General features: G+C 28.5%; 14 protein-coding genes, 1 rRNA gene and 1 pseudogene. 13 read left to right on the forward strand and 3 right to left on the reverse strand.

Annotation, left to right across the window (positions count from 1 at the left end):
- The first annotated feature begins 149 nt into the window (after nucleotides 1-149).
- A 5S ribosomal RNA gene (gene rrf / locus FMAG_RS06405) occupies nucleotides 150-266 on the forward strand.
- A gap of 86 nt (nucleotides 267-352) precedes the next feature.
- Here the strand turns inward: rrf and FMAG_RS06410 are convergent.
- The 3 genes and pseudogenes from FMAG_RS06410 to FMAG_RS14315 all read right to left on the reverse strand — a co-directional run.
- Entirely contained in the window at nucleotides 353-1,159 is an 807-nt protein-coding gene (locus tag FMAG_RS06410) for an HAD family hydrolase (RefSeq protein ID WP_005885197.1), read from the reverse strand.
- Nucleotides 1,160-1,200: 41 nt separating this feature from the next.
- The gene (locus FMAG_RS14310) at nucleotides 1,201-1,821 is read right to left on the reverse strand and encodes an MATE family efflux transporter (protein ID WP_455583685.1); all 621 of its coding nucleotides are present in this window, start codon (nucleotides 1,819-1,821) and stop codon (nucleotides 1,201-1,203) included.
- 171 nt (nucleotides 1,822-1,992) lie between these two features.
- Nucleotides 1,993-2,514 (reverse strand): annotated as a pseudogene (locus FMAG_RS14315) (MATE family efflux transporter); the annotation flags it as partial.
- Between the two features lie 98 nt (nucleotides 2,515-2,612).
- Between FMAG_RS14315 and FMAG_RS06420 the strand changes: the two are divergent.
- The 12 genes from FMAG_RS06420 to FMAG_RS06475 form a co-directional block, all read left to right on the forward strand.
- Nucleotides 2,613-3,422, forward strand: a complete 810-nt coding sequence (locus FMAG_RS06420; protein WP_005885199.1) for a MerR family transcriptional regulator — start codon at nucleotides 2,613-2,615, stop codon at nucleotides 3,420-3,422.
- A 50-nt stretch (nucleotides 3,423-3,472) separates the two neighbouring features.
- Entirely contained in the window at nucleotides 3,473-4,027 is a 555-nt protein-coding gene (locus tag FMAG_RS06425; protein WP_005885201.1) for a chromate transporter, read from the forward strand.
- A 2-nt stretch (nucleotides 4,028-4,029) separates the two neighbouring features.
- Nucleotides 4,030-4,587: a chromate transporter gene (locus FMAG_RS06430; RefSeq protein WP_005885203.1), complete on the forward strand. Its 558-nt coding sequence runs from the start codon at nucleotides 4,030-4,032 to the stop codon at nucleotides 4,585-4,587.
- Nucleotides 4,588-4,596: 9 nt separating this feature from the next.
- Nucleotides 4,597-5,181, forward strand: a complete 585-nt coding sequence (gene coaE / locus FMAG_RS06435; protein ID WP_005885205.1) for a dephospho-CoA kinase — start codon at nucleotides 4,597-4,599, stop codon at nucleotides 5,179-5,181.
- Nucleotides 5,182-5,185: 4 nt separating this feature from the next.
- A complete protein-coding gene (locus tag FMAG_RS06440) occupies nucleotides 5,186-7,348 on the forward strand; it encodes a peptidase U32 family protein (RefSeq protein ID WP_005885207.1) in 2,163 nt (720 codons plus the stop codon).
- Nucleotides 7,349-7,350: 2 nt separating this feature from the next.
- Nucleotides 7,351-7,848: a phosphatidylglycerophosphatase A family protein gene (locus tag FMAG_RS06445; RefSeq protein WP_005885209.1), complete on the forward strand. Its 498-nt coding sequence runs from the start codon at nucleotides 7,351-7,353 to the stop codon at nucleotides 7,846-7,848.
- A gap of 9 nt (nucleotides 7,849-7,857) precedes the next feature.
- Nucleotides 7,858-9,063 (forward strand): CinA family nicotinamide mononucleotide deamidase-related protein, encoded by a 1,206-nt coding sequence (locus FMAG_RS06450; protein ID WP_005885211.1) that lies wholly within the window; start codon nucleotides 7,858-7,860, stop codon nucleotides 9,061-9,063.
- 3 nt (nucleotides 9,064-9,066) lie between these two features.
- Nucleotides 9,067-9,618 carry a helix-turn-helix domain-containing protein gene (locus FMAG_RS06455; protein WP_005885213.1) on the forward strand — a complete coding sequence of 184 codons (552 nt, stop codon included), beginning with the start codon at nucleotides 9,067-9,069 and terminating at the stop codon, nucleotides 9,616-9,618.
- A gap of 25 nt (nucleotides 9,619-9,643) precedes the next feature.
- Nucleotides 9,644-12,148 carry a DegV family EDD domain-containing protein gene (locus tag FMAG_RS06460; protein WP_005885215.1) on the forward strand — a complete coding sequence of 835 codons (2,505 nt, stop codon included), beginning with the start codon at nucleotides 9,644-9,646 and terminating at the stop codon, nucleotides 12,146-12,148.
- Nucleotides 12,149-12,346: 198 nt separating this feature from the next.
- A complete protein-coding gene (locus tag FMAG_RS06465) occupies nucleotides 12,347-13,273 on the forward strand; it encodes a PTS sugar transporter subunit IIA (RefSeq protein ID WP_005885216.1) in 927 nt (308 codons plus the stop codon).
- A 51-nt stretch (nucleotides 13,274-13,324) separates the two neighbouring features.
- Nucleotides 13,325-14,605, forward strand: coding sequence for an ArsB/NhaD family transporter (locus FMAG_RS06470; RefSeq protein ID WP_005885218.1), 1,281 nt, complete (start codon nucleotides 13,325-13,327; stop codon nucleotides 14,603-14,605).
- A gap of 127 nt (nucleotides 14,606-14,732) precedes the next feature.
- The coding region (locus tag FMAG_RS06475; RefSeq protein WP_005885221.1) for a transposase at nucleotides 14,733-14,897 on the forward strand (165 nt) is incomplete at its 3' end.

Raw genomic sequence — 14,897 nt, forward strand, 5'->3', positions numbered from 1 at the left:
GCAGATGACTGAAAGGAATCAGCGTTACCTGATATTACTATATAGTTTTGAATGTTCCATTAAATAAAGAGTAACAAAGTTACGATTATATTAAATGAGACACAGATGAGTGAAAGAAATCTGTGCTACATTAAAAGAAGTTAATAATGCTTGGTGAGAAGAGCTACGGGGGTACACCCAGAAACATTCCGAACCTGGAAGTTAAGCCCGTAAACGCTGAAAGTACTTGGAGGGAAGCCTCCTGGGAGGATAGGAACTTGCCAAGCTTTTTTATTTTTTGTAAATTTTAGAAAATAATTGAAAGAATAAAAAAAGAAAGTTTATTAAATTTTAAACTTTCTTTTCTATAGATTTATAAATTAGGAAAATACTCCTTTATAGTTTCAAGAACCCCGTTATTATCATTATCCTCTTTAGTGATAAAATTTGCTACTTCTTTTAATTGAGAATGAGCATTTTTCATAGCATAACTATATTTAGCTTCCTCCATCATAGAATAATCATTTAAATAATCTCCAAAAACCATAGTTTCATCATAAGAGATATTTAAATTTTGTTGAGTCATTCTTATAGCCATTCCTTTACTAGTATCTAGTTTTCCTAAGTCCATCCAAACTTTACCAGATATTACAACTTGAAATTTATCCTCATAACCTTTAAAATATTTATAACTATTTTTTTCAGAAATCAAAAAATCACAAACCGCTATTTTAAAGAATTCATCTTCTACTTCGTTTAAATCATCAACAATTTCTAACTTATTATAGTATTTAGATATTTCCTCTTTAAAACCACACCTATCATTATAATATATATTTTTCTCAACATATGCAGATTTTTTTCCACAAAGTATAGGCACAATTCCTTTTATATTTTTACAGATATTAAGAAGAAAAAAAACATCTTCTCTTTTCATAGTATTACTATATATCTCTTTTTCTTGATACATAACACAAGCACCATTTTCACTAATAAAAAGCATATTATCCTTTATATTTTTAAATCTTTCAACTAAATTATAATAGGGTCTACCACTAGCAACAGCAAAAATTACATCTTGTTTAGATAATTTATCTTGAATCTCCCAAAATTCATCATTAATTTCGTTTTTACTATTTAGTAATGTCCCATCCATATCAGTAATAATTAGCTTTATCATTTCTGCCCCCTCTCAATTTTTTAATATTATAGCATAAAAAATTATTTTTTTAAAAGAGGATTATATTTCTTCATAAAAATATATGAGAATATTAAAGTAATTCCTTCAGTAACAAACATGGTAATCCAAATTCCAGTAGTACCTAAAAATATAGGAAGTATAAGAATGAATAAGACTAAAAGTAAAATTCCTCTTAGCATAGTAATAATAGTAGAGATTTTAACCATATCTACAGCTGTAAAATATCCAGCACTAAAAATATTAAATCCACATATTAAGTAAGCAAAGCTATAAGTTGTAAGAGCTTTTTTAGTGAGATTAATATCTTCAACATCATTTAAAAATATAGATACAATGTTTGCAGAAAAAATATTGATTAAAGTGTAGAAGAATATTCCTAATACTCCAAGGATAAAGAAACTATTTTTAATTATTTCAAAGATTTTTTTATGCTCTTTAGCTCCAAGATTAAAACTTAGTATAGGTTGTACCCCTTGATTAAAGCCTATCATAGTCATAGTGATAAAAGAGGAAATATATCCAATTATTCCAAAAGCTGATACTCCTTTTTCTCCTAGATTTTTTAAAATAACTAAATTGAAAACAAAGATTGAAATTCCTGTAGAAACCTCAGCTAAAAATTCAGCAAATCCAACTTTCATAATTTTTAATAGATTTAAAAAGGAATACTTGATTTTAACAAATTTAATTCTTTTAGTTCTAAAAAATATATAGTAAAAAAGAAGTGATGTAGTAGTAACTTGAGAAAGTCCTGTAGCAAAGGCGGCTCCTTTTATACCCCAGTGAAAAATTACAACAAAGATATAATCTAACAAAATATTTACTACTCCCCCAGTTATTACACAAAGAGTAGGATAGACAGGATTACCATCTACTTTGATATATATCTCTAAAGCATAACCAGTCATATAGCATACACAAAATAAAATAATAACACTGAGATAATCTTTAACATATGGATAAAGATTTCCACCACCACCTAAGAAATTTATAACTGGTTCCATAAATATAGTTATTAAGATTGAAATAAGAATACCACAACTTAAAAGGGAGCAAACTGCAGTGGTAAATATCTTATTTCCTGCTGTTCAGTCACCTTCACCATAGTGTATAGCAATCATAGTAGAACTACCTATAGCTATCATTATACCAATAGCAAAGGTAAGATTTATAAGTGGCATAGTAATATTAACACCAGCTAAACCTAAAGCTCCAACATATTTTCCTATAAATATTCCATCTACCATTGTATAAAGTGTAAATATCCACATAGATACAACAGAGGGAATAGCATACCTAAGTATTGTTTTAAAAACTGTTTTTTCATATTTCATAAAATCACCTCCTAATAAAAATTTATATTGTTATTATAAACCTTAGAATAGTTCAAGAGTCAAGAAAAATATGATATAATAGTATTTGAGGTGGATTTATGAAAAAGTTATATAAAATTGGAGATATAAGTAAATTGTATAATATAAGTAATGATATTTTGAGATATTATGAAAAAATAGGACTTTTGATTCCAGATGTAAGAGGAGAAAATGGATATAGATATTATTCAGAAAGCCAGTTATGGAAACTAAATAATATTCGTAGTCTAAGAAATTTAGGAGTAAGTTTGAATGAGATAATAGATTTTTTAAATACAAGAAGTATAAAAAAAACAAAAGAAATGATAAAGTTCCAGCTAAAAAAAATAGATGAAAATTTGCGAGAATTATTGAAATTAAAAGAGGAGTTAGAATTAAAAAAAGAGAATATAAGATATTTTGAACATTTTTCTGATTATGAGATACCAAGAATAAAATATTATCCTAAACGTTATATATTACTAAAAAATGGGAAATTTAAAGATGAAAATGAGATAAATTTAGAGTTAAAAAAACTTAAAAGAAAATCAGAAGAAGACAATGATTTTATTTTTACAGAGAGTGAGATAGGAACAGTAATAAAACTAGAGGAGTGGGAAAAAGGAAATTACTCTGACTATATAGGGACATTTATAATTACAAATGAAATTAAGGAAAATTTTTTAGATGAAGGAGAATACCTTACATATTTTTTCAGTGGAGATTACATTAATTTAAGTAAACATTATAAAAAATTAAAAGAATTTATAAGAGAAAATAATTATAGAGTTTGTGGAAATATAATTGAGTTATATCATATAGAGATGCATATTACTGAAAATAAAGAGGAATATGTTACAGAGATACAAATTCCATTGGAAAAAAAATGAAAAAAGTTATATAATATGAAGTAAAATGAAAAAAACATAAGGGGATTTATATGGAAAAAAATAGAAAATTTTACTTAAAGCTTTTCCTTTCAACATTTTATCTGAGTGCTTTTACATTTGGAGGAGGATATGTAATAGTACCACTTATGAGGAAAAAATTTGTAAATGAGTATGGGTGGATAGATGAAAATGAGATGATAGATTTAATAGCAATAGCCCAGTCAGCACCAGGAGTAATAGCAATAAATGCATCTTTAATAATAGGATATAAATTAGCAGGTATACTAGGAGCGATAATAGCATTGGTAGGAACAGTACTTCCTCCTTTAATAATAATATCAATTATTTCACTTTTTTATATAGCTTTTAGAGATAATAGAATAGTAAATGGAGCTATGCAAGGTATGCAGGCAGGAGTAGCAGCAGTTATAGCTGATGTTGTCTTTAAAATGGTTGGAGATATAAGGAAAAAGGATAAACTTTCAACTTATTTAATGATAATTGTTTTTATAGCAACATTCTTTGTAAATATTATAGTTATAATATTAACTTGTGGAGTTTTTGGAATTATATACAATAGATATATAAGAAAGAGAGTGAAGTAGAGATGGTATTATTACAATTATATTGGAGCTTTTTTAAAATAGGATTATTTAGTATAGGAGGGGGATATGCCTCTCTACCATTAATACAAAAAGAGGTAGTAGATTTACATCAATGGATAACAATGACAGAGTTTACTGACATTATAACAATATCTCAGATGACACCAGGACCAATAGCTATAAATACTTCAACTTTTGTAGGAACGCAAATAGGAGGACTATTAGGAGCTATAGTTGCAACTTTAGGTTGTGTTAGTCCATCATTTATAATAGTTTTATTTTTAGCACATATATATGTAAAGTATAGAAATTTAGATACAGTATCAAATATACTTTATGGATTGAGACCAGCAGTAGTATCTCTTATTGGAGCAGCAGGATTATCAATAATATTTTTAGCTTTTTTTGGACAAAGAAATTTTAGTTTAGATTTGTCTATTAATTATATTTCAGTTATATTTTTTATAGTAGGAATGTTTTTTTTAAGAAAATATAAAAGTAGCCCAATATATGTAATGTTAGGATGTGGAGTAGCAGGGGCTATAATTTATAATATTTAGGAGTAGAAGATGATAGTAGGATTGACAGGTGGAATAGCTAGTGGAAAATCTACTGTAAGTAATCTATTTAGAAAATATGGAATAGAGATAGTAGATGCTGATAAGGTAGCTAAAGAAGTGAGTGAGAAGAAAGAGAGTATAGAAAAAATTAGTAATATTTTTGGAAAAGATATCTTAGATAGTGATGGAAAAATAGTAAGAGAAAAATTGAGAGAAAAAGCTTTTAAAAATAGAGAATTGCTTCAAGAATTAAATAAAATTATACATCCACAAGTGATGGAATATTTTAAAAGAAAAAAAGAGGAAAATTCAAAAGATGAGATTTTAATATTTGATATTCCATTACTATATGAGGCAAAGATGGAGTATCTTTGTGACAAAATAATAGTAGTAGGAGTAGATGTTCAAAAACAAATAAGAAGAGTAGTAGCTAGAGATGGAAGTAGTGAAGAGTTAGCTAAGAAAATAATTTTTAATCAGATGCCTTTAAATGAAAAAATAAAAAAGGCAGATATAGTAATAATGAATGATGGAACATTAGATGAATTAGAAGAAAAAGTAATGAAGATATATAGAGAATTAAAAGAGAGGTAAGAAGATGAAAATAGTAGCCCCAGCGGGAAATATGGAAAGATTTTATGCTGCTGTGAAAGCAGGAGCACAAGAGATATACATGGGACTAAAAGGTTTTGGAGCTAGAAGAAATGCAGAAAATTTTACATTAGAAGAGTATAAAGAAGCACTAGATTATGCACATAAAAGAGGAGTAAAAATATTTTTAACTCTTAATACCATTATGATGGAAAAAGAGATGGAATTTTTATATCCTAATTTAAAAGTTTTATATGAACATGGATTAGATGCAGTAATAGTTCAAGATTTAGGATATTTTAAATATATGAAAGAGAACTTTCCAGATATGGAGTATCATGGAAGTACTCAGATGACTGTAGGAAATCACTATGAAGCTGAATATCTTAGAAAATTAGGATTTACAAGAGTTGTACTTCCAAGAGAGATGACATTTGAAGAGATAAAAAAAATAAGAGAGAATACCTCTATTGAATTAGAGATATTTGTTTCAGGAGCTTTGTGCATATGTTATTCTGGAAATTGCTATATGAGTAGCTTTATAGGAAGTAGAAGTGGAAATAGAGGTATGTGTGCTCAACCTTGTAGAAAAAAATATGAGAATTCCACTGGAGAAAAAGGGTATTTACTTAGTCCTAAGGACCAGCTTTTAGGTTTTGATGAGATAAAAAAACTTAAAGAGATAGGAATAGAGAGTATAAAGGTAGAAGGACGTATGAAAGACCCTAACTATGTTTTTGAAACTGTATCTTATTATCATGATTTAATTGATGGAATAAAAGCTCAAGAAAAATCTTCAGAATTATTCAATAGAGGATATAGTAAGGGATACTTCTATGGAAATGATAACTATATTATGAATAAAGATTACTCATATAATCTAGGGAAAAATTTAGGACTACTTAGTGGGAAAGAGTTAAAATTAAAAAGTAGAGTTGTATTAGGAGATGGGATAATATATCTTTCAAAGAATTTTGAAAAATTAGGTGGAGGATATATCAATAAGATAGAACTAAAGAGTGGAGATATGGGTAGAAAATCTGCTGAAGCTAATGAAGTGATAGTTTTAAAAGATGTTCCAAGAGGAAGTAAGTATGTTTTTAAAAGTTATTCTAAAGAGGTAAATGATGATGCTCAAAGCAGAATGAAAAAAGAGGAGCAAAGACTTATTATCTCTGGAAAATTTGTAGGACATATAGGAGAGAAACCTATTCTTGAATTAGTTGCTAAAAATAATCTAGGTATAGATATAATAGTAAAAGTTGTAGGAGAAAAGGAGATAGAGAGAGCTAGTAAGAAAGCTTTGACTTCTGAGGAATTAAGAGAAAAAATATCTGAGATGGGAGATACTACATTTATATTGGGAGATTTTGTAGCAGATATAGATGAGGGAATATTTATGCCACTATCTGTTTTAAAATCTTTAAGAAGAGAGTGTGTAGAAAAATTAGAAAAACTTTTAGTTGAAAGTTATAGAAGAAAAGCTGGAAATAGATATTCACTTCCAATAGAGGAGGAAAAAACTAGAGAGATAGAGCTAGTAGCTATTGTTTCTAATCTTACACAAGAAAATGCTGTAAAAAAATTTGGAATAGAAAAAATTTATAAAAGAGGAATAGATATAGCTAAAGAGAGAAGTTTAAATGAGCATGATTTAAATAGTAAATTAGCTTCAAATATCTATCAAATTCTAGAGAATAATAATGAAAAGGTTATGGCAAACTGGAACTTGAATATAACTAATAGATATAGTGTAGAAGCACTTGCACAAACAGGTAAAGTTGAAAGTGTCATAATATCGCCAGAATTAAGTTTTGAAAAGATAAAAGAGATAGGAAAAACTTCTATAAAAAAAGCTATTTTAGGATATTCAAGACTTAAGGGAATGTATATAGAGCTTCCTCTTTTTGATAAAGAAAAAGAAACTTTAAAAAATGAAGAGGGAGATATTTTTACAGCTATAAAAAACGATGTAGGAAATACAGAGATATACTTAGAAAAACCTTTAAATATTTTAAATGATATTAAAAAGCTTAATGAATTGATGATAGATGAAGTAGTATTAGAATTTACAACTGAAACAAAGGAAGAAGTAGAAAAAGTACTAGAGGATATGAAAAATAGAACAGGATTTTATAAAGCATATAACTATGAGAGAGGAGTATATTAATTATGAATAGAAGAATAGTAAGAAATCTAGGAACTTGGTTTGGACTTGGGGATATGCCAAAAGCACCAGGAACATTTGGAACATTAGGAGGAATACCAGTATTTATAGTACTATCTTTTATAAGAGGATTTTTTCCAAATAATATGGTGTATAACTCATTTTATTTTATGTTTTTAATGACTTTCTTTGGAGTAGCTGTATATGTTTCAGATGTTTGTGAAAGAGAGATTTTTAAAAAAGAGGACCCTCAAAATGTAGTAATAGATGAGGTACTTGGATATCTTACTACACTTTTTTTAATCAATCCTGTTGGAGTATTTCAAAATTTAGTAGCTATGGGAATAGCTTTTGTAATATTTAGATTTTTAGATATCAGTAAGATTGGACCTATTGATAAAGCTCAACATTTTGACAATGGTGTAGGGGTTGTCTTAGATGATTTTTTAGCTGGAGTAATAGGGAATTTTATAATGGTTTGTATTTGGACAATTTTCTTTTAGGAGGAAATAATGAAAGTAGGAGTTATACTTGTAGGAACAGAGCTTTTAAATGGTGGGATGTTAGATACCAATAGTCTTTATATAGCTGAAGAACTTAATAAATATGGTTTAGAGATGAAATTTAAAATAACAGTTAGAGATTTTAGAGATGAGATATATTCAGCTATAGATTATTGTAAAAAAAATGTGGATTTAATAATTATATCTGGTGGACTTGGTCCAACTCTTGATGATATTACAAAGGAGGTTATAGCTGAGTATGTGAAAAAACCTCTTGTAGTAGATGATGATGAGTTAGAGGAATTAAAAGAGAAGTTTGAAAGAGCTGGATTAAAATTTAAGACTCTTAATGCTAAAGAGGTAGAGAAACCAGAAGGAGCTGTTACATTTAAAAATGATGTGGGAATGGCTCCAGCTGTATATATAGATGATATAGTGGCTTTTCCTGGTGTTCCAAAAGAATTGTATAATATGTTACCCAAATTTTTAGATTGGTATGTGAAAGAGAAAAAAATATTAGATGATGAGATATATATTAAAGATTTAATAACCTATGGAATAGCAGAATCATTACTATATGAAGCAGTAAGAGAGTTTTTTACTGAAGAGGGAATATACTATGAATTTCTTGTAAAAGATTATGGAATACTTATAAGACTTCAAAGTAAAATGAGCAATAAAAATAAAGTGGAAAAAATTGTGAAAAAGATATATAATAAAATAGGTGAGTTTATCTTTGGAGAAGATAACGATAGACTTGAAAAGAAAGTTGTAGAGCTTTTAAAAAAATTAAATATGAATATATCAACAGCAGAGTCTTGTACAGGTGGAATGTTGGCAAGTAAGCTTATAGATGTTCCAGGGGTTTCAGATGTATTTTACGAGGGAGTAGTATCTTATAGTAATGAGGCTAAAATAAATAGGCTTGGAGTAAGAAAAGAAATATTAGATAAATATGGAGCTGTAAGTGAAGAAGTAGCTAAAGAGATGGTAATGGGTCTTACTACTGATGTGGCATTATCTACTACTGGGATAGCTGGACCAGATGGAGGTAGTGAGGAAAAACCAGTAGGGCTTGTATATATGGGAATAAGGATAAAGGATAAAATATATGTAGAAAAGAGAGTGTTTAGAGGAGATAGAAATAAAGTTAGGAAAAGAACAGTATCTCATACTCTTTTTACTTTGATAAAAATATTGAATGAGGATGTGTGATAGATGAGCAGTATAGGAGAAAGAATAAAAAAGAGTAGAAATGACAGAGGGTTATCTTTGAGAGAATTAGCAACTAAAGTTGAATTATCAGCAAGTTTTTTATCTCAAATAGAGCAAGGAAAGGCTTCTCCTTCTATTGAGAATTTAAAGAAAATTGCTACTTCATTAGATGTAAAAGTGAGTTATCTTATTGAAGATGAAGAGGAAAAACAAAATACTGAGCTAGTTAGAAAGGATAATAGAAAATATATCGAAAGTTTAGACTCTAATACAAAGATGGCTCTTCTAACAACATCAAATATTGATAAAGCTATGGAACCTATTTTATATGAGATAGGACCATATGGAGAGAGCGGAAGAAGTTATTATAGTCACCACGGAGAAGAGTTTATATATATAGTTGAGGGGAAGTTAGATGTATATATAGATGATGTAGTTCATAGCTTAAATGAGGGAGACAGCCTATATTTTAAATCGAGTCAAAGACATAGATTTAAAAATAATACAGATAAACCAACAAGAGCTATATGGGTTGTAAATCCTCCTACATTCTAGAAATTATTGGAGGTAAAAATTTTATATGAAATTAGAGATAAAAGTATTGAACTCAATGAGGTTAACAAAGCTTTTAATAGCAGCAAGTAGATGGCTTTCAAAATATGCTGATGTATTAAATGACTTAAATGTTTATCCTGTTCCAGATGGAGATACAGGGACTAATATGTCAATGACATTACAAGCTGTGGAGAATGAGCTAATAAAACTTAATCATGAGCCCAATATGAAAGAGCTAGTGGAGATAGTATCAGAAGCTATATTACTAGGAGCAAGAGGAAACTCTGGGACAATTCTTTCTCAAATTATTCAAGGATTTTTAAGTTCTATTGAAGATAAAGAAGAGATTACAGTTGATGATGTAATAAAAGCTTTCGGTATGGCAAAAGAGAGAGCTTATCAAGCTGTGTCTGAGCCAGTAGAAGGAACAATGTTAACTGTTATTAGAAGAGTGGCAGAAGAAGCAGCTATATATCAAGGGAATAAAGATGATTTTATTCTTTTCTTAGTACATTTAAAAAATGTTGCTAAAGAAGCAGTAGAAGAGACTCCAAATCTTTTACCTAAGTTAAAAGAAGCTGGAGTAGTGGATGCTGGAGGAAAAGGAATTTTTTATGTTCTTGAAGGATTTGAAAAATCTGTAACAGACCCTGAGATGTTAAAAGACTTAGAAAGAATAGTACAATCTCAAGCAAAAAGAAAGGAAAGAATGGAATATACTTTCCAAGAACCTCAAGATATAAAATTTAGATATTGTACAGAGTTTATTATAGAAGAGGGAACATTTGATTTAGAAGGATATAAAAAAGAGATAAGTAGTCTTGGAGATTCAATGGTTTGTGCTCAAACTACTCATAAAACTAAAACACATATCCATACAAATAATCCAGGGCAAGTTTTAGAAATCGCTATAAAATATGGACAACTTAATAATATAAAAATAGAAAATATGGCTTTTCAACATAAAAATTTGTTAGTAAGTGAAAAAGAGATAAAAAGTGATAATAGATATATTATAAAAAATGAAAATAGTGGAGAGATGGCATATTTCGCTATTGTAGATAATAGAAAATTAGGAGAATATTATCTTGAAGCTGGAGCAACAGGTATTTTAGTTGGAGGACAAACACAAAATCCAAGTGTTCATGATATAGAAGAAGGAATTAAAAAGATTCAAAGTAATAAGATAATACTTTTACCAAATAACAAAAATATAATTTCAACAGCAAAAATAGTAGCAGAAAGATCTAAAAAAGATATTCTAGTATTAGAGACTAAATCTATGTTAGAAGGGTATTACTTAGTAAAAAATAAAGAAGAAAAATTAGAAACTATTGTTGAAAAAGTAAAAAATAATTATTCAATAGAAATAACTCAAGCTGTAAGAGATACTAGAATAGATGATATAGAAATTAAAGTAGGAGATTATATAGCTTTAGTAAATGGAAAAATAAAAGAAAAAAATAAAGATTTACAAGAATTAGTTGAAACAATAACACAAAAATATATATCTGATGAGAGCTTAAATATAATTATTTCATATGGAAAAGAAGCAGATAAAAAAGTAAATAAAGTATTTGAAAAGTTAGAGAATATTGATAAAAAAGAATTGTTTGTAGAGCAAGAAAATTATCACTATTATATATATATCGAACAAAGAGATTTATCTCTTCCAGAAATAGCTATAGTAACAGATTCTACTTCAGATTTAACACCAGAACTTATGGGAGATTTAAATATAGATATTATTCCACTTAAGATAAAAATAGGAGAGGACTATTATAAAGATGGAATAGAATTAACAAAAAGAGATTTTTGGAAAAGAGTTACTTCTGAATCAATAATTCCAAAAACGTCTCAACCATCTCCTGCAGAATTTAAAGAGATATATGAAAGATTATTTAAAAAAGGATATAAAAAAATTATCTCTATCCATATTTCAAGTAAATTAAGTGGAACTCAACAAGCAGCTAGAGTAGCTAAGGGAATGGTTGCTAGAGGAGAAAATATAACAATAGTAGATTCTAAAGCTGTTGCAATGTCTTTAGGATATCAAGTTTTAGAGGCAGCTAGACTGGCTAGAGAAGGAATGAGTGAAGAAAATATTCTAAGTAGATTAGAGCAGTTACAAGATAGAATAAAACTTTATTTTGTTGTAAATGATATAAGTTATTTAGAAAAAGGTGGAAGAATAGGAAGAGCATCTTCAGTAATTGGGGGCTTTTTAAAAGTAAAACCTATACTTAAATTAGAAAATGGAGAGATTTCTGTTCAAGGAAAAGTTTTTGGAGAATCTGGAGCACTTGGGTATATGGAAAGACTTATCAGAGCAGAGAGTAAAAAGACAAGTATGATTCTTTATACAGCATGGGGAGGAACTCGTAAAGAACTTTTAAATGCAGATGAGATAAAAAATCAACAGAGTGGAAATAATAAAATCGAATATAGAGGAAGATTTGAAATAGGGGCAACTATAGGAGCTCATTCGGGACCTGTATATGGATTTGCTATTATTCCAAAAATAATATAAAAATATTTTTATAGCATTATAAAATAAAAAAGTTTGCTTATTTTTTAAAATAGGAGTATACTAGTAAATATTAAAAAGTAAAAGAGAGTTATTATTAAAAAACTCTCTTTTGTATTTTTAATATGTGGGTTTAAAAAATATAAATTAGTTTTTAAAGTTTTTAAATATTATAAATTTTTATTAAGGAGAGTGAAAATTATGAAATTTTCAAGTTACCTAGACCCTAATTTTATCTTTACAGATCTAAAAGGTAAAAATCCTGAAGAGATAATAGTGGAAATGGTAGAAAAAATTGCCGAAAAAGATAAGAAGGTGAAAGCTTCACAAGTTGTTATTCAAGAGGCAATAATAAGAAGAGAGAGAGAGATATCTACAGGAATAGGAAGTGGAATAGCTATTCCCCACGCTAGAATAGAAAATTTTAATGATTTTATTGTAGCAATAGGATTATTGGATAATCCAATAGAGAGTGAGATAGCAGCAACTAATAAAAGTGATAAGGTAGATTTAGTATTTTTAATAATCTCAGATGTATTAAAAAATAAAAATATATTAAAAGTAATGAGTGCTGTTTCAAAACTTGCATTAAAGCAGGGAGAGCTTTTAGAAAAAATTAGAAAAGAAAGAAATCCTAAAAAAATAATTGAGTACTTTCAAGCAGCAAATATAGAGTTTGAACATAAGATAGTGGCTGAAGATGTACTTAGTCCAGATATAAAACCAGCTACACCAGACAATACTCTTGAAGAGATAGCTAAAAGACTTATACTAGAAGAAACAAGTGGACTTCCTGTTGTAGACAAGAATGGAAAATTCTTAGGAGAGATAACAGAGAGAGAGCTTATAGATTATGGTATGCCAGAGTATCTTTCTCTTATGGGGGATTTGAACTTTTTAACAGTTGGGGAACCATTTGAAGAGTATCTAGTAAATGAATCAAAAGTTACTATAAAAAATTTATACAGAATTTCAAATGATATAATAATAGATAGAAAAACTCCTATAATGGAAATCTGCTTCATTATGGTAAATAAAGGAATAACTAGACTATATGTAGTTGATGATGGAAAGTACTATGGAATGATAAAAAGATCAGATATCATCAAGAAAGTTTTACATATATAGTAAATCTAAATTAAAATAGTGGGGGGATATATTTAAGGAGGATAATTAAAAATGATATATATAATAATAGGATTAGTAGTTTTTGTGTCAGTATTTTATCTGATGATAACAGAAAAAGTACCTCAAGCTTGGGCAACAATGATAGGTGGACTTATAATGGCATTGATAGGGATAATCAATGAAGAGGACGCACTTGAAGCTGTATCTGAAAGACTTGAGATTTTATTTCTTTTAATTGGTATGATGATAATTGTTCATCTTGTATCAGAGACTGGAGTATTCCAATGGTTTGCTATTAAGGTAGCTCAATTAGTAAGGGGAGAACCTTTTAGATTAGTAGTTTTACTAGCAGTAGTAACAGCTCTATGTTCAGCTTTTCTAGATAATGTTACTACAATTTTACTTATGGCTCCTGTATCTATATTACTGGCAAAACAATTAAAACTAGATCCATTTCCTTTTGTTATTACAGAGGTAATGTCTGCAAATATTGGTGGACTTGCTACATTGATTGGAGACCCTACACAATTAATCATAGGAGCAGAGGGGAATTTAGGTTTTAACTCTTTCCTATTAAATACAGCTCCAATGTCAATTATAGCTATGATAATATTAATAGCTAATGTGTATATAATATATGGTAGACATATGGTTGTTTCAAATGAATTAAAAGCAAGAATTATGGAATTGGATTCTTCAAGAAGTTTGAAAGACCAAAAGCTTTTACAACAAGCAGCAGTAATATTTGCTCTTGTACTTGTAGGATTTATATTAAATAACTTTATAAATAAAGGATTAGCTATAATCTCTCTATCTGGAGCAATATTCTTAGTAATTATTGCTAAGAGAAATCCAAAAGAGATATTAGAACATGTAGAGTGGGAAACTTTATTTTTCTTCATTGGATTATTTATGATGATTAGAGGAATAGAAAATCTAAATATCATTAATCTAATAGGAGATAGAATCATTCACTTAACAGAGGGAAAATTTGATATGGCTGTAATAGCTGTAACTTGGTTATCAGCAGCTTTTACTTCTATAATAGGAAATGTTGCAAATGCAGCTACTGTTTCAAAAATTTTAGGAGTAATGGTACCATCATTTGATGGATTAGGAAATACTCAAGCTTTTTGGTGGGCATTATCATTTGGTTCTTGTTTAGGTGGAAATATAACAATACTTAGTTCAGCAACAAATGTTGTAGCTGTAGGAGCTGCAGGTAAGGCTGGATGTAAAATAGATTTTATGAAGTTCTTCAAATTTGGAGGACTAATAGCTTTTGAAACATTATTAGTAGGAACAATATATCTGTATGTAAGATATATGTAAGAAATTTAACCTAACGGGCAAGAAGTCGCCCACCTCTATAGGTGGTGCGATGAATTGCCCTATTGTTTTTTAGAAGACAAAGTGATATAATACAATCAGTAGATATATAAAAATAGGAGTAAAAACAATGGAATTAGATAGTAATTGTCATTCAGTATTTTTGCTGTATTATCACTTAGTTCTTGTAGTAAAATATAGAAGAAATGTATTTGATGACACAATTTCTGAATTTGCTAAAGATATGTTTGTAAGAATTGGAGTTCCGTATCATATAACTTTAGTACAATGGAAT

Source organism: Fusobacterium mortiferum ATCC 9817 (genome assembly GCF_000158195.2).
Classification (GTDB): domain Bacteria; phylum Fusobacteriota; class Fusobacteriia; order Fusobacteriales; family Fusobacteriaceae; genus Fusobacterium_A; species Fusobacterium_A mortiferum.